At 42.6% G+C, this 17591-nt stretch carries 13 protein-coding genes; 1 reads left to right on the top strand and 12 read right to left on the bottom strand.

Annotated features, from left to right (window positions below; translation table 11 throughout):
* Positions 1–104: 104 nt before the first annotated feature.
* From JQM82_RS09195 to JQM82_RS09160, 8 genes are all read right to left on the bottom strand, one after another.
* On the bottom strand, positions 105–1913 hold the full coding sequence (locus JQM82_RS09195) for a hypothetical protein (protein WP_235249845.1): 1809 nt from the start codon (positions 1911–1913) through the stop codon (positions 105–107).
* Positions 1898–3400, bottom strand: a complete 1503-nt coding sequence (locus JQM82_RS09190) for a hypothetical protein (RefSeq protein WP_235249843.1) — start codon at positions 3398–3400, stop codon at positions 1898–1900. The genes JQM82_RS09195 and JQM82_RS09190 overlap by 16 nt, the downstream gene beginning before the upstream one ends.
* Positions 3401–3599: 199 nt before the next feature.
* Positions 3600–4850: a 6-phosphofructokinase gene (locus JQM82_RS09185; RefSeq protein ID WP_235249842.1), complete on the bottom strand. Its 1251-nt coding sequence runs from the start codon at positions 4848–4850 to the stop codon at positions 3600–3602.
* Between the two features lie 83 nt (positions 4851–4933).
* Positions 4934–5083 carry a hypothetical protein gene (locus tag JQM82_RS09180; protein ID WP_235249841.1) on the bottom strand — a complete coding sequence of 50 codons (150 nt, stop codon included), beginning with the start codon at positions 5081–5083 and terminating at the stop codon, positions 4934–4936.
* Positions 5084–5107: 24 nt separating this feature from the next.
* Positions 5108–6604, bottom strand: coding sequence for a glycerol kinase GlpK (gene glpK / locus JQM82_RS09175; protein WP_235249838.1), 1497 nt, complete (start codon positions 6602–6604; stop codon positions 5108–5110).
* A gap of 18 nt (positions 6605–6622) precedes the next feature.
* Positions 6623–8278 (bottom strand): glycoside hydrolase family 13 protein, encoded by a 1656-nt coding sequence (locus JQM82_RS09170; protein WP_235249837.1) that lies wholly within the window; start codon positions 8276–8278, stop codon positions 6623–6625.
* 12 nt (positions 8279–8290) lie between these two features.
* Positions 8291–9274 (bottom strand): aldo/keto reductase, encoded by a 984-nt coding sequence (locus tag JQM82_RS09165; RefSeq protein WP_235249836.1) that lies wholly within the window; start codon positions 9272–9274, stop codon positions 8291–8293.
* On the bottom strand, positions 9250–11223 hold the full coding sequence (locus JQM82_RS09160) for a glycoside hydrolase family 127 protein (RefSeq protein WP_235249835.1): 1974 nt from the start codon (positions 11221–11223) through the stop codon (positions 9250–9252). Before JQM82_RS09160 ends, JQM82_RS09165 begins: the two co-directional genes overlap by 25 nt.
* A 75-nt stretch (positions 11224–11298) precedes the next feature.
* On the opposite strand from JQM82_RS09160, the gene JQM82_RS09155 reads away from it, so the two are divergent.
* Positions 11299–11979 (top strand): YesL family protein, encoded by a 681-nt coding sequence (locus JQM82_RS09155; protein ID WP_235249834.1) that lies wholly within the window; start codon positions 11299–11301, stop codon positions 11977–11979.
* Here JQM82_RS09155 and yicI read toward each other — a convergent pair.
* The 4 genes from yicI to JQM82_RS09135 form a co-directional block, all read right to left on the bottom strand.
* On the bottom strand, positions 11976–14333 hold the full coding sequence (gene yicI / locus JQM82_RS09150) for an alpha-xylosidase (RefSeq protein ID WP_235249833.1): 2358 nt from the start codon (positions 14331–14333) through the stop codon (positions 11976–11978). The two genes, JQM82_RS09155 and yicI, sit on opposite strands and share 4 nt — an antisense overlap.
* A gap of 99 nt (positions 14334–14432) precedes the next feature.
* Entirely contained in the window at positions 14433–15719 is a 1287-nt protein-coding gene (locus tag JQM82_RS09145; protein ID WP_235249832.1) for an ABC transporter substrate-binding protein, read from the bottom strand.
* 22 nt (positions 15720–15741) lie between these two features.
* Entirely contained in the window at positions 15742–16581 is an 840-nt protein-coding gene (locus JQM82_RS09140; RefSeq protein ID WP_235249830.1) for a carbohydrate ABC transporter permease, read from the bottom strand.
* Positions 16581–17459 (bottom strand): carbohydrate ABC transporter permease, encoded by an 879-nt coding sequence (locus tag JQM82_RS09135; protein WP_235249829.1) that lies wholly within the window; start codon positions 17457–17459, stop codon positions 16581–16583. Before JQM82_RS09135 ends, JQM82_RS09140 begins: the two co-directional genes overlap by 1 nt.
* Between the last annotated feature and the right edge of the window lie 132 nt (positions 17460–17591).

Genomic DNA, 17591 nt, shown 5'->3' with positions numbered 1-17591 from the left:
CTCTTATACTATAATTATCAAAGAAATACAAAAGACGCTATCTAGTATTTATATACTATTTGAATAAACTTTTTCATAATACATGCCGGGAACTGATAGAACAGTTACCCGGCATCCTCCCTTTTACGGCGCTTTTTCTGATGCCAGATTCCCAGTATCACAAGCGGAATTACAACCAACATGCCTCCTGTCATAATTCCCCTGTATGTATTGCTTTCAGTTTCTTTCTTCTCTTCTGTCGGTTCTGCTTTTTCTTCCTTTAGAATCTTTGTTCTAATCGGCCATGTTAACTTCTGCAGCATTGTTTTCTCCGGGATTACCTGAAAGCCGATTCTTGTGGTCTTCTGATTTCCGGCCATATCAACTGCTTTAACTTCTATCTCATAGTTTTTCACTTCTTTGACATGGAACTGACAGATTCCGTTATTTTGGCGGATTTTCTGTGGTTCTCCGTTCATCCTTACTTCTTCGATTCTGTCTGCTTTATCTGCTGTATATATTCGAAATATTATTTCTTTTTCATAAGATTCTCCGTCTTCTACATTCTCAAAACATAATTTTGGTGCAGTACGGTCGATCACAAATCCCGCTTTCGCTTCTCCGACATTCCCGGCTGAATCAACTGCTTTTACAGTCAGAATATGCCTGCCCTCTTTCACAATGGTCTCTCCCATATGATAACTCTCACCATCCAGCTGGATCGTGTGGCTAAAACTGGTATAATCCTGGATCCAGTCTTCTGTCTGATATTCCCAGCAAAACTTCTTCAGATATTTTCCATCCAGTTGATCGATATATCGAATCACGGGGTTCTCCTTATCAATAATCACCTGAGCAGAAGCACCATCCTCATAGCCGGCATAATCCATTACACTCAGGTTCATTCGATACGTCCCGTTCTCGCTCAGGATCTGTTCAGCTCTTTTCCCCTTTTCGGTCTCTTCCCATACCTGTACCGGGATCTCTGTTATATCCCCATCTGTATGTTCCCATGTCGTACTCGCTTCCAGATTTCTTATCAGATTCTCTTCTGTCACTTGATATGCAAACCGAACCGGCTCGCTTGTAATCTTATAGTTTGAGACACCTTCAAGATCTGCTGTCGGCGGACTCTGGTCAATATATACTTCACAGTACGCCTCGGTGTCATTGCCCGCATAGTCCGATGCCGTAACTCTTACACACACGCGTTTTCCATTTACAGACGCTGCAGAAATCGGAAAAACAGCTGTTTTTTCTGTACTTTTCCCAATAAACTGATTTTCTGCATAACATACGATCTCCGCAATCTGACTTTCTTCCTCTCCTTCTTTTGCGGATACACGAAGCAGCATTTCTTTCTGATACCACGCATCATACCCATGTGGGGTCTGAAGACTGAGCTCCGGCTTTTTTGTATCTATCATGATGATTCTTTCACTGGAATATTCCTCAATAACCCTTCCTTCTTCATCGTCCATCCAGACACACAGGCTGTTTCTGCCATCCGAGAAGTCATCTCCTGCCAGTATCACTTCCTCCCCCTTCATTTTTATCAGTCCTTCGGTTATATGACCATTCGGATTACTAAGGCAATAGCGCGTAGCACCTTTACTACTGATATGTCTGATTTTTATCTCCGGTCTTGATATATAATATCCATTTTTTCCGTTTGCTTCCGGAATCTGCATCTGATAGCACTCTAGTTTCTCTTCCTGTTCTTCTTCGTGCTCTTCTTCTTCCTTTTCGTCTTTCTCCTCTCCTTTTTCCGGCCTTGTGCCCGACTCTGTATCCTGTTCTTCTTTGGCATCCACATCAGCCACTGCCAAATCACTATTCTGTGCATATGATATCTTCGTACCTTTTGAATATTGTACAAAAAGAATTCCCAATATAATGATCAATGCTACTATTCTTTTTATCTTCCAACCCATATAGTATCTCCTTCCACCTGTATCTCATATTCTCTTTGCAATTTTACAAATTCCCCCGATTCGAGAATCTCCGGATCCTGACCGGCATACACCTGAATTGTCTGTGCACAGACATCTCGTCCAATGTTTCCATCTGCACATAGCAGCCGTATATGCAGAAGTTTCAGTTCTGTCGAATCATTCAACTCCTTCACTCCCCTGGAGCAGACATCCAGTGCCTGATCTATACTCCCGCATTCCTCATACAACATAACTGCCCGTTTATACAGACCTTCCCTTTTTTCTGTCTGTGTTTCTTTCTCTAGAACGTCCATACAGAATTCTGCCGCTTCTTCTGCCTGCTCCAGTGTCTCGTAAGCTGTAATCATAACTTCCTTCACTTCTGCAATATCATTCTCTTTTGCTTCATCAGACTGCAGGAATCTGTTTCCAAGCCGAATCACATGAGACGCAGCTGTTTCAGTATTGATCATCTGATAGCCACGGACCAGACATTGCAGGTATCGATATTCTTCTTTTTCCGGCATATTATTTTCCAGATGTTCCAGATGCTCCAGATAACGTTCTTCGTTTTTCGAGATGTTCTTCCCGGAAAACCACAAAACAATTGCTTCCATGTCCTTCGCAGCCAAACTTGCTTTTTTTACTTTTTTCAGGTATTCCAGTGATTTTTCATAATCCCTGACATCAAGAAAATAAGCAATTGCCAGATCCATATAAGCTTTCTCTGCATCTGTGCCATTTTCTGCAACAGGAGCCGCGTTTTCTCCGGTATCTTCTTTCATTTCTGCCTTTTTTTCTGTTGTCAGAGAGGGCTTTTCTGACGAATGATCTATAGTAACGGCTTCTTTTCCCAAGACCGCAACCAGTAAGATTCCGACTCCTGCCAGTAACTTCCATCTGATCTTTATCTTTTCTTTTTTCACTTTATATTCTGGAATTTGTTGACGAATTTCCGATACATTCTGATACGATTTTTTTGACTGCCACCTCAGGCATCTAGATATCACTCTTTGAATTTTTATTTCTTCCCGCCTGCAAAGCTTTACATCCGGCACAGTATGTGCCAGAAGATATTGCAGCGTTTTTCCAAGTCCATATATGTCCAGTTGTATACTGGCATTCTGGTAATACCGTTCTTCCTCCGGAAGAAAATATTCCCGGACTTCACGCTTTCTCATCCGGCGAAGCATCTCCTGATTCGTTCCGGACTCTACATCCATAAAATATATTTTTCTTTCTTTTGATACGATTACACTGTAGGGATTCACATACTTATAACACGGATTCCCCCGACATCTGTGAATCAGTTCCAACTGCCTGGTAATCTCCTGCATCCACAGAAATAACTGTCTTTTATCCACACCAGGACTCTGCCTTAGATATTGTACCAGTGTCATTCCATAGACATGCTCAGAACTCACATAACAGATCTGTCCATGTTCAATCAGACGAAGTACATCGTATCCTTCTTTTTCTGGTGCCACACATCACCACCTCTTTTTCTCAGGGAATTCAACCAGATTGATTCATTGACAATCCTCAGATTAACAGATTAATAAATTTTGATTCATTTAGAAATATAGAATAATCATATATTACTAGATTCTTTATAAAAAAACAAGTCCTTTTTACAGTTTTTTAAAAAAATGTGCTGTCCACTATATTGCAGACAGCACATGTGTATTATTTTCTGTGGCTAAGTTCCTTTGGTGTATACAGATGTCTTGGAATACCATCTACCATAACCGGTGAAACATCACCCTGAATCAATGGTCTTACATAAGAAATAAACTCATTCGTTACATAAGTTCCTTCCTCATTTACCCAGTTTCTCGGTACAAGCTTTTCATCGTTGGCAATCTTATGAACATCCTTGACCTCAGTTCCACACTGATATGGATCATCAGACAATCTCTGAAGAACTACCATCTTTCCTGAATCACCTTCATCAGCAGCTTTGACAGCAGCACCGCCTACCTGATAAGCTTCCAGTATATCTACACGAGATGCAGCATGTGATGCAGAACGCTGAAGTGTACTGAGCTCGATTGCACGTGTCTTACATCCAATCTCGCCGGCAACAAAGCTTGACAGATAAGATGCAGTTCCTGACAGCTGTTTGTGTCCAAAAGCATCTACAAAATCAATGCTGTTTCCAAGTTCGCATACGTATGTGCCGTCTTCTGTACGGATACCTTCAGATACTGCAACAACGATAGAAGTCTTTTCTTCGAGAAGTTCTTTAATCTTAGCACTGAACTTCTGCAGATCGAACGGAATCTCCGGAAGATAGATCAGATCCGGACCTTCACAATCCTCTCCCTTAGATAATGCAGCGGAACCTGTCAGCCATCCTGCATTACGTCCCATGATCTCTACAATTGTAACAACTCCTTTTGCATATTCCAGACAAAAGCTGTCACGAATAATCTCTTTCATCGAGGTACCGATATATTTTGCAGCACTTCCATATCCTGGTGTATGGTCTGTCAGTGCAAGGTCATTATCGATCGTCTTCGGACATCCTACAAATCTGGTCGGATGACCTGTAATGATTGCATAGTCGGATAATTTCTTAATGGTATCCATGGAATCATTTCCGCCGATATAGATAAACGCTTCAATCTCAAGCTTATCAAGAATAGAAAAGATCTTATCATATACTTCTCTGTTCTCATGAATTTCCGGCAGTTTAAAACGACAGGATCCCAGGAATGCTGCAGGCGTTCTTTTCAGAAGTTCTGCATCCAGTTCTGTTTTAATGTGCTCTGAAAGGTCAATATATTTTTCCTCTAATAACCCCTGAATTCCATGAAGCATACCATATACTTTATTGGCTCCACGATCTTTTGCTGTACGATAAACACCTGCAAGGCTGGCATTAATCGCAGCTGTTGGTCCCCCAGATTGTCCTACAATAACATTTTTTTTCATTTTTTTCTTCCTTCCTTCCAAAATTGCTCTCGATATGTACTATATTAGTACATATTGATAGAAAAGTCCAGAAAAACCGTCGATTATCTATGCATATTTACCGTTTCCTGCGCATAAGCATAACCTTTCATGCATCGATTTCCCGTGACATCCATAACCTCTCCGTCTTCTGTATACACTTCCATCCGGCATTCATTGGAACACCCCTGGCAGGTTATTTTTTCTTGTTCCATGACTGATTTCCTCCCGCCATATCTCTAATCTTCTTTTGCCCAGTCAAATGCGTATCTGACCGCTTTATTCCAGCCTTTGATCTTTTTCTTTCTTTCCGTCTCTTCAATCTTCGGTTCAAAGATCTGATCAATGGCCCAATTTCTGATAACTTCTTCTTTGTCTTTCCAATAGCCGACTGCAAGCCCCGCCAGATAAGCCGCTCCCATCGCCGTTGTCTCGATGCATTTCGGTCGTTTGACCGGTGCTCCGATTAGATCCGTCTGTGTCTGCATCAGGAAATCATTGGCACTTGCCCCTCCGTCAACCTTTAAGGCGCTGAGAGATATTCCGGAATCTGCTTCCATAGCCTGCAATACATCATTGACCTGATATGCAAGTGACTCAAGCGTTGCGCGAATGATATGATATTTATTAACTCCACGCGTAATTCCAACGATCGTTCCCCGCGCATACTGATCCCAGTGCGGTGCTCCAAGTCCGGTAAATGCAGGCACTACATAACATCCATTGGTATCTTTCACTTTGTTGGCCATATACTCTGAATCTGCCGCTGAATCAATCAGTTTCATCTCATCTCTCAGCCACTGAATCGCTGCTCCTGCAACAAAAATAGATCCTTCCAGTGCATAATTCACTTTTCCGTCCATTCCCCAGGCAATCGTTGTCACAAGGCCATTCTCCGAATATACCGGCTTCTCCCCGGTATTCATCAGCAGAAAGCATCCTGTTCCATAGGTATTTTTCGCCTCTCCCGCCTGGAAACAGGTCTGTCCAAACAGGGCTGCCTGCTGATCTCCTGCAGCTCCCGCAATTGGAATCGCACCGCCAAAGTAAGTCGGAACCGTCTCTGCATATACACAACTTGACGGCATGGGCTCAGGAAGCATGGACCTTGGGATATCCAGAAGCTTCAGGATCTCTTCATCCCACTCCAGTGTATTAATATTAAATAACATGGTCCTTGACGCATTGGAATAATCCGTCACATGTGCTCTTCCTCCGGTCAGTTTCCAGATCAGCCACGTCTCCACCGTTCCGAAAAGCAGTTCCCCACGCTCTGCTTTTTCTCTGGCACCGTCTACATGTTCCAGAATCCAGCGGATCTTGGTTGCGGAAAAATACGCGTCAATGATCAGCCCTGTCTTCTTACGGATCATATCCGTAAGTCCCTGTTCTTTCAGACTGTCACAATACTCCGCAGTTCTTCTGCACTGCCATACGATTGCGTGACAGACCGGCTCTCCCGTCTTTTTATCCCAGACGATCACCGTCTCCCTCTGATTGGTGATTCCGATTGCCGCGATATCCTTTGCCGTCGCCCCAATCTTACTCATTGCCTCTACCGCCACTCCAAGCTGCGTCGACCAGATCTCATCGGCATCATGCTCTACCCATCCCGGTTTCGGAAAATACTGTGTAAATTCCTTCTGCGCAACGCTGCATATCTCCCCTTTTTCATTAAACAGAATACAACGATTACTTGTGGTCCCTGCATCCAGTGCCATTACATATTTTGCCATACCATTCACCTCTTTTTATTAATAAAGCAGGACACGTGCCTCATAAGGTCTGAGGATTCCTTTCTTATGCTGATTATAATTCGATATCAGCTCTTTTCCCTGCTCACAAGATTCGAACAGATCACAAGCGACTTCCTGATCAGTAAAATTGCACGCAACGATCATCCTTTCATCCCCCAGGATTCTCGCGTATGCATAGATTTTTTCGCTGTCATCCATCAGACTTTCAAATCTTCCATTTACAATTATCTCATATTCTTTACGAAGTGCAATCAGTTTTTTATAATAATGGAACACGCTGTTCGGATCTTTTCTCTCATCCTCCGCATTGATCATCAAGTAATTTGGATTGACCTTAAGCCACGGAGTTCCCGTCGTAAATCCGGCATTTTCCGTCTTATCCCACTGCATCGGAGTTCTTGCATTGTCACGGCCGATATTCTTGATACACTCCATCATCTCTTCTTCTGTAATCAGCCCGTTTTCTGTCAGTTCATGATAAGCATTGATGGTCTCAATATCGCGGTAATCTTCCAGATTATCATAGTAAGCATTCGTCATACCAAGCTCTTCTCCCTGGAATACATAGGGCGTTCCCTTCATCATGTGCAGGCAGGTTGCAAGCATCTTTGCAGACACAACGCGATACATTGGGCTGTCATTTCCAAACCTTGACACTGCCCTTGGCTGGTCATGATTATCCCAGTACAGACTGTTCCATGCTTTCCCCTCAAACTGTGTCTGCCACTTGTTAAGCGTCTGTTTCAGTTCTTTCAGCGGGACTTTTTTATTCGTCCATTTTCCAACCAGAGTCTCACCCAGAGATACATGTTCAAAATGAAAGACCATATTCAGTTCTCCGGACTCTTCTCCTGCATACTGCATTGCGTGCTCTATTTTTGTGTTCAATGCTTCTCCGACCGTCATGATATCATACTTACTGAGAACTTCCCGATTCATCTCTCTCAGATATTCATGTGCTTTTGGCCCATCACATACGTAAGGCTGATGATTGCCATACAGACCATCTTCCACCGGGCCATCCGGAAAGGTCTGATCTTTTGAAATCATGTTGATTACATCCATACGGAATCCATCAATTCCTTTATCACACCACCAGGTCATCATATCATAGACTTCTTTTCTGACTTTTTCATTCTCCCAGTTCAGATCCGGCTGTTTTTTGGAGAAACAATGGAGATAGTACATATCTGTAGTCTCATCATACTGCCATGCAGAGCCGCCAAAATTAGAACCCCAGTTATTTGGCTCTTTTCCGTCTTTTCCATCTTTCCAGATATAATAATCCCGATATGGATTGTCCTTTGACTTTCTGCTTTCTACAAACCATGCATGCTCATCCGACGTATGGTTCACGACCAGATCCATCAGGATCTTGATTCCGCGTTTATGCGCTTCCGCAAGCATACGGTCAAAATCTTCCATCGTTCCAAATTCTTTCATGATTGCCCGGTAATCTGAGATATCGTATCCGTTATCATCATTCGGTGACTGATAGATGGGTGACAGCCATATAACATCAATTCCCAGTTCTTTCAGATAATCCAAATGTTCTGTGATTCCGTTCAGATCACCGATTCCATCTCCGTTACTGTCTGCAAAACTTCTCGGATACACCTGATAAATTACGCTTTCTTTCCACCACTGTTTCATGCTTTTCTCCTCCTACATTCCATACTGTTCTATCATTTTTTCATCCATTTTGATATTGCTTGCCGCAATCAGATCCTGAATCTGCTCTTTTCTTGACACTGCCGTAACCGGATACACCTGAAATGGCTGATTTAAAAGCCATGCAATTGAAAGAGCGTATATGGATTCCCCCGTTTCCTCGCGAAGCTGCCTAAGAAGCCGATATCGCTTCTGATTCTCCTCATTCATATATGCATCATGCATCTGCTTTGATATCTGTATGTTGCGATCCAGCTTATCAAAGAAACCATGAGCCCCGGAAGAAAACGGAATCATGGGCATCTTGCCTGCTTTATGCCACTCATAATAAGCCTCATCCATCATCACAAGTGTAGGATCCGGATTCATATTGCCCTCCGGGTTCACTCTTGCCATACTCCACTGATTCGATACAGCTGTAAATCCCTGTAATCCCTTTTTCTTTGCATACACTGCCGCCTGCTCCATTCGATGCCGTTTATAATTTGAAGCACCATAGTATCGAATCTTCCCTTCTTTTACCAGTTTTTCCATAATATCCACAGTCTCAGTAATATCGATCGTTTCATCATCCCTGTGAAGCCAGTAAAAATCAATACATTCTATACCCAGTGTGCGGAGGCTTTCCTCCAGATCCTTACGGATCTCTTCTTCACGCACTCTGGATACAGACGGATTCTGAAAATCATAATGCCCACCCTTTGTGGCAATGACAACTTTCTGATATGCATTACGATCACGGAGCCAGCTTCCAAGATACTGCTCACTGGAATTTCCCAGTCCGTCGATCCATTTACAATACACATTTGCCGAATCAATGAAATTGCCTCCGGCATCCACGTATGCATCCAGAATCTGATAAGCCTGTTCTTTCGATAACTTTTCTCCAAAATTAGCCGTTCCCAGACAGATATTGCTTAACTTAAGATCTGTCCCCTTTAACTTGCTTCTCTTCATGATCTTCCTACTCTCATCCATACCTGCATCTCTCCGGCACTGCGATTATTCCATAAGAAATATGGCACTGCAATTACATCTGTTTCTGTTCTGTCATCTGTATATTCATGGTACAGGGATTTTTCATCCGTCTTCTCCTGCTCTTTCCAGCCTTTTCCTTCAAGAATCAGGCTGCGGCCTCCAAGGGTGCTGTCTTTTACTTTCCATTCGCTTCCGGCATCTATCATGATCTGGTTCAGATATTTTCCATTATCTTCTTCCTCCAGGCAATATACCACCGGACCACAAACCAGTGCCGCACGTCCGCCATTATAATGAACCCTTCGATTAGACTGGAGCAGTTTCGGCCTCATCTCCAATGCAAGTAATATCTGGTGCGCTCCCTTCCAATTTTGCTTCAGGTATACGTATCCGTTATCCTCTGCCTGAATATCGCTGCGCACGCCATCAATGGTGACCGTATATTTTCCATCACACCATGCAGGAATTCGAAGTGCTACAGTCAGCGGTTCTTCCGTGTCTGCACTGACATCCAGCCTGATACTTCCATTCCACGGATACTCTGTCGTCTGCCGGATATGAAGCACATGTTCGGATAAATGTATGTCTGATTCATTTCCCATATAGAGATGTATATATGCCGTATCTGCATCTGCTGTATAGATATACTGCCAGAGGCTTGCAATCGTACGTGCAATATTCGGAGGACAGCATGCACAGGAGAACCATTTCTGTCGAACCGGCTTAACATGATTCCGCTCGGTATTCCCATAACAGGTCTCCGGAACCACCTCCAGTGGGTTCACATAAAAGAATCGGTTTCCCTCATAATTCATACCGCCGAGGATCGTATTGTACAGAGCCTGCTCCATCACATCCGCATAAGTTCTGTTCACCTCGTTTTTTAACATCTTCTGTGCAAAAAACATCAGACCGATGGATGCACACGTTTCTGAATAATTTGTATCGTTCGGCAGGTCATAAGCTGTTGTAAAGGCTTCTCCGGAATGCGTTGACCCGATCCCTCCGGTAATATACAGTTGTTTATGCACAATATTATTCCAGATATTCTTACAGGCATCAAAAAGCTCTTTTTCTCCGGTTCTGGACGCAATGTCTGTCATCGCCGTATACATATAGACACCCCGGACCGCGTGTCCCACAGCCTCTTTCTGCCTGCGTACAGGAAGATGGAACTGATTGTAATAACTGTATGGGAACTGGTTATACCAGCGATTCGGCTCCTCCACTTTTGCTTTGGTCCACTGACAGATGCGGTCTCTTTTTTCAAATTCTTCCTCAAAAAACCGATTCGTACCTCTGGTATCGATAAAATACTGTGCCAGTTCAAAATACTTCTCAAAGCCTGTCACATCATACAACTTCAACAATGCGATCTCAATCTCCTGATGTCCCGGATATCCATGCATCTTTCCTTCTTCTTTTCCAAAGACTTCACAGAGATAGTCTGCAAGCTTTACCGCTACATCAAATACTTTTTTCTTCCCGGTTGCAAGATAGTAAGACACGGCCCCTTCGATAAAATGGCCCGCACAGTACAGTTCATGGCATTCCAACACATTGGTCCATTTCTTTTCCGGTTCTTCGATCAGAAAATAAGTGTCCAGGTAACCACTCTCATCCTGCGCCTTCGCAATAATATCAATCACGCTGTCAGCCTGTGCTTCCAGCTTCTCATCTCTTCTTAGCATCAGGATATTCCCCACTGCTTCCAGCCACTTTGATACATCACTGTCCTGAAATACTTCTCCATAAAAATGGCCTTCCATCTCTCCCGCTGCAATCCGAAAATTATCGATTGCATGGCTCGGCTCTGCATCTTCGATCCGGTCATTCAATATTTCCCATTGATAAGGGATTACTTTTTTTCTTACAAGATCTATATAATAACTCCAAAATGAGTCTTTGATTTCACATTCATTTTTCTTTAACAAACGATATTCGCTCATGTTTCTTAATCCCTTCTTTCTTGCATTTCATGCATTCATTTAGTATAATACCACTCATACAAAGGAGGTATTTTTATGAGTATTTTTAACATGGACGGCCCATTGTTCCGCTTTTTAAATAAAATGGCAGATCTTTGCATCCTGAATCTGGTATTTATAGTCTGCTGTCTCCCCGTGATCACCATTGGTGCTTCCTTAACCGCTTTATACGCGGTAACTCTGAAGATGTCACGAGATCAGGAAGGTTATATGGCACGCAGCTTTTTTAAGGCCTTTAAGGATAATTTCAAACAGGCAACCATAATCTGGATCCCGTCACTGCTTCTGTTATTTGTCATGCTTGCAGATATCAGGATCTACAGTTCTTCTAATGCAGGAAAATATCAGCCGCTTCTGGTCGGGGCCTATCTGCTGTTTGTTTTGATTCTTTTTTTGCTGGTCTTCGCTTTCCCGGTTCTGGCAAAATTCAAAAATACGACCGGAAATATTGTTAAAAATTCATTCCTGATGGGAATCGGCAGCTTCCAGTGGACAATCTGCGTACTGATCATACTAATTCTTCCGCCTGTTCTCACCCTCATGCTTCCTCGAAGCCTGAGCTTTGTTTATATGCTCTGGCTGTTATTTGGATTCGCTCTGGAAGCCCTCTTAGCATCCTATATCTTTGATTACAAGATCTTTCCAAAATATATTAAGGAAGAAATATCCGAATCTTCCGAAGAAGATCCGGATTCCTCCTATCGTGCTGAATCTTAGAGCTCAACTATGATTTCTTTACTTTCCGGTGTTAACACGATTCCCTTTTCTGTGGTCTCGGCTTTTGCACCGGAAATATTTTTCACTTCTTTTACATTCACAAGCAGATATGTCATACCTTCTGTAATGTCATCTGAGGAAAATGTAATCCTGTCTCCGTCTCTGAATGCTTTTGCAGTCAGGACAACCTTCCCCTTAAGATCTGTGATCTCACTTACCGCCTCGCATCCATCCTGCAATGCATAGAGCTGTAACTGAACATTCTTTGTATAATCATAATCCGGGCGCTCATCTTCTCCACCCATAGCAAGCAATGTATTTTCTCTCACATATACAGGCAGTGAGAAGTAATCATACGTATCTGCCTGCCAGGTTCCACCCTCTCTTGTCTCTCCGGAAAGCAGATGTGTCCAGGTTCCCTTCGGAAGATAATATTCTACACTTCCGTCCTCGCGGAAGACGGGAGCCACAAGAATACTGTCACCCAGCATATACTGCATATCCAGATATTTCACAGCCGGGTCATTCTCAAATTCCAGAATCATAGGTCTCATGGAAGGGATACCCGTCTCATGAGAGTTGACTGCAAACCGGTAGATATATGGCATCAGCCTTGCTTTCAGTTTTGTAAATACACGACACACATCTACAGACTCTTCATCAAACAGCCAGGGTACTCTGTAGCTCTTTGATCCATGCAGTCTGCTATGCGTAGAAAGAAGGCCGAACTGCAGCCAGCGTTTGTATACAGCCGGAGTTGCCGTCATCTCAAATCCACCCATGTCATGGCTCCAGAAAGAGAAACCGGATAACATGAAGGAAAGTCCGCCTCTCAGGCTTTCTGCCATAGACGGGAATGTTGCAGAGCAGTCGCCTCCCCAGTGAATCGGATACTGCTGTCCGCCAACGGTAGCGCTTCGTGCAAAGAGCACTGCTTCGCCTTCACCGCGTTCTTGTTCAAGAAGCTTGAATACACATCTGTTATACAGATTGGTGTAATAGTTATGCATACTCTTCGGATCAGAGCCGTCAAAATATTTCACATCAATTGGAATTCTTTCACCGAAGTCAGTCTTGAAGCAGTCAACCCCCATATCCAGAAGCGTTTTTAATTTTCCAGTATACCATGCAACCGCATCCGGATTAGTGAAGTCTACCAGACCCATTCCCGGCTGCCAGTTGTCAATCTGCTTAATCCCTTTTCCATCCGCTCTCTGAACAAGATATCCTTTTTTCATTCCCTCACGGAAGAATGCGGTTCCCTGTGCAATATAAGGATTGATCCATACACAGATCTTCAGGCCGCGCTTTTTATAACGGTCAAGCATTCCCTGAACATCCGGGAAGGTTCTCTTATCCCATTCAAAATCACACCAGTGGAACTCTTTCATCCAGAAGCAGTCGAAATGGAACACACGAAGAGGAATATCTCTCTCTGCCATTCCGTTGATAAAAGAACTTGTTGTCTCCTCATCATAATTTGTTGTAAAGGATGTTGTAAGCCACAGGCCAAAAGACCATGCCGGTGGAAGAGCCGGTTTTCCTGTAAGGTCTGTATAGCGTTCCAATACATTCTTCATGTTCTTTCCATAGATTATATGATAACGGATTTCCTCACCTTCTACTGAAAATCCGACATTTTCAACTTTTTCACTTGCAATTTCGAACGACACATTATCACTGTGATCTACGTAAACACCGTAATTTTTACTTGTTACATAGAAAGGAACATTCTTATAGGAAATCTGTGAAGAAGTTCCTCCATCCTCATTCCAACAGTCAACAACCTGTCCGTTCTTAACGAATGCCGTAAAACGTTCACCGAGTCCGTATACACATTCTCCCGCATCCAGAGACAGCTCTGTCATCATATATGGCTTGTAATCAGCCGCCATATAATTTTCTTCCGGGAATTTTGTCAATGTCTTTCTGTCATACTGCATATATCCGAGGTTACGGAACCCAATACTTGTAAGTACCTTTCCTTCTGCCTCAAATGTCACTTTAAATTCTTCACGGTTTACACGTACAGCCACATTACCTGATGTCATAACCGCCTCTTTTTCATTGATCTCTACTTCTGTATCCTGATAATCTTCAAATAGTTCAAAACGTGGCTCATTTTTATTATAACCTTCATAATGGTAACTTCTCACACTGATGATATCTTTTCTGATTGAAGTAAATTCTGTCGTAATCGTAGATACATCCAGTGCCCCGGCACGATCAGTAATCACTCTTGTCGGAGCTACAACTTTCATGCCGTTCGGAATTCTCTCAACGATAAATGCCTGTGCCGCATGAATTGCATTCGCTCTCTCATTTTTTTCCCAATAACCTTCTGTAAATTTCATATTAGGCCTCCTGATAAACTATTTTAATTATAAAAAAACAGGGGAAAGCAAAGCTTTCCCCCCTTAAAGCAAATCTAATTCATTATTGAATTACTTTGATTAGTTAGAAGATCCGTCGATTTCAGCCCATTTTGTTTCGATAGCTGCCATTGTTTCTTCTCTTGTAGCCTGTCCACCGATGTAAGCCTGCATAGCTTCACCAGCTGCAGTATGGAAGCTGTCTGTTGAGTAGATAACTCCAAGTGGAGCACTTCCTTTTTCTGCTACAGATGCATTACCCTGACTGATTACTGCATAGTCAGATTCACCGTCAACTTCGATTGGAGGAACAACGCCTGCAACGTCTGTAAACCATGCTTTACCATAATCAGATGTATACCACCAGTTGATGAAGTTCAGAACTGCTTCTAAGTTCTCAGAATCCTTGCTGATACGAAGAGCCTGGTCAGAACCTGTGATAACCTGGCAGTCTGCCGGATCATCAGATACCGGATAACCATTGAATCCGATATTGATATCTGGATTAATCTGTTTCACATCTTCTTCAACCCATGCGCCCTGTCCTACCATGATAGCAGCTTCGCCATTTGCAAATGCAGCTTCTTCTGCACTCAGGTCAGCTTCCAGAGGTTTTGCATCTCCGTTGTCTTTTACAAGATCGATAAAATCAAAGAAGTTCTCAGAAATGATCGGGTAGTCCTCTAATTTACCTTCGCCTGCTTCCATAGAAGCTACAAATGCCTGATAATCTTCAACAGCAGCTCCTGCATAGTGCTGGAAGATGTGTTTGAATACCCACCACTCAGCGAATCCACCTGTAAATGGTGTGATTCCTGCATCGTTTAACTTAGCAACACAGTCATTCAGTTCATCAACTGTTTCTGGCATCTTCTCAACCCCTGCTTCTTCAAGAAGATCCATGTTATAAAGTAATCCAAAGTAATTTCCTTTGATTGCGATACCGTATACGCCTTCTCCGTTTGCATCCTTCATTGTATCAGCTACAGCCGGAAGCATGGTATCCATCAGTGCTTCGCCAGACAGATCATAAGAATACTCTTTGTATACTTCGATCTCTTTTCCTGATGTGGAAGAGAAGATATCCGGTGTATCACCAGAGTTCAGTTTTGCTTTCAGCAGTGTAGGATAATCGTTCTGAGTTGTCTCATAGTTGATTGTCACATCCGGTTCAACGCTCTTGTATTCCTCGATCAGAGCATTGATTGCATCTGCATATTCCGGCTGAGAAATGAACATATAGATTTCTCCAGAGCTTCCGCTTCCGCCTTCTTCGCTGCTGTCAGCATCTTTTTTTCCGCCACAGCCTGCTAACATCGTAGCGACCATAGCAACACATAATAATGCGCTTACCAGTTTCTTTTTCATAATATTCTCTCCTTTTTCTTTTTTATCCTTTAACAGCACCGGCAACAACACCTTCTACAATATACTTCTGCAGGAATATGAAGATAATGATAGACGGCAGGATTGCAAGTACCATCGCAGCCATTGCATAATGCCACTGTGTATTGAACTGACCTACGAATGTATAAGCAGCCAGTACAAGTGTCTTTGTCTCGTTGGAACTGTTAACCATCAACAACGGTAACAGGAAGTCATTCCAGATCCACATAACATCCAGTACAATCACGGTAAATGTTACGGACTTCAACAAAGGGAAGATAATGGAGCGGAAAGTTCTGAATGTTCCGGCACCATCAATAAATGCACTTTCGTCAATCTCTTTCGGAATGGTTGACATAAAGTTACTGTAGATAAATGCAGCCATCGGAATACCAAATCCCCAATACTGGATACCAAGACCAACTCTGCTGTTAGAAAGGTGAATCACGTTCATAACCTTCAGCAATGTGATCATGATCGTCTGAAATGGGATCAGCATCGGTGTTGTAATTAATAACGAAGCAATTGCTGTATATTTATTTCTTCTTCTGTTCAGAATATATGCAGAAGAAGAAGCAAACACAATAATACCGGCGATACCGATCGCAGTAATCATCAGGTTATTAAAGAACAATTTACCATACTGCATCTTTTCAATAACATATGTATAGTTGGATATCTCAATCTTACTCGGCAGTGCAATAACGTCTGATACAACCTCACCAAATGGTTTTACAGAGTTGATAAACATCAGGAACACCGGATAAATGTAAAATACTGCTGCAACTGCCATGATCAGCGTAAGGATGATCAGTTTGAATTTCTTTTTCTGTGATAAAGTCATTACAAATCAACCTCCCTGCTCTTCATAATCTTCATAGCTACCTGCGTGATCACCAGTACCACAACAAAGAACACCAGTGATTTTGCAGAACCTAAACCATAGTTATTATTCTGGAACGCTTCACGGTAAATATCAAGTGTCGCACTGTATGTCGTTCCGCCAGGTCCACCCTTGGTCAATGCCAGAATAATATCAAATACCTTTAACGCATTCGTCAGTGACATGAATACGCACGTTGTGATAGACGGTCCAAGCAGCGGAAGTGTTACTTTAAAGAATCTTGTCCAGGATGTTGCACCATCTACCGTTGCTGCTTCAAGCACATCTCCAGGTACTGCCTGAAGGCCCGCAATATAAAGCACGATATAAAATCCTAATGATTGCCACACACCGACAATTACGATCGCAAGAAAAGCCAGACCGCTTTCTCCCAGCCAGCTCCAGTTCAGGAATCCCCATCCGGTCTTTTCGAATAATACTTCGAATCCCTGGGAAAAGATGAATTTCCAGATGAAACCAACGATGATCATACTCATGATGTAAGGTACAAAGAACATACCTCTCATGAGATTAGCCAATCTGATTTTCTGTACAAGTGCTACTGCAATTGCAAGTGCAAGAACATTAGAGAAAATCATAAAAAGTATGGTATACTTTCCTGTAAAGATCAGACTCTTCATAAACTCTGAAGAACCGCTGAATACCCTCTTGAAGTTTTCGAGTCCGATAAATACTGGTTCCTTTGCTATACCATTCCATTGTGTCAATGAATAGTAACCACTCATTACAAACGGGATATAGATAGTAATCGTAACCAGAATGATTGCCGGAATTGTGTACAGGACACTCTCCCAGAACTGTTTCTTTTTACGTCCCATTCTAACGTATTCCTCCTCTCTTAGTTTCCTTCGTAACTCTATATCTAATTATACGTGTCTGTTTCTAAAGTGTCAATAGGTTTTTTAGCAAACCTAACTAACAAAACCATGTTTTGCGCGTTTTTTATATTC

The organism is Faecalicatena contorta (assembly GCF_021531995.1).
In the GTDB taxonomy this organism is placed as follows: domain Bacteria; phylum Bacillota; class Clostridia; order Lachnospirales; family Lachnospiraceae; genus Dorea_A; species Dorea_A contorta_A.
This window is presented reverse-complemented; position numbering and strand designations above follow the sequence as displayed.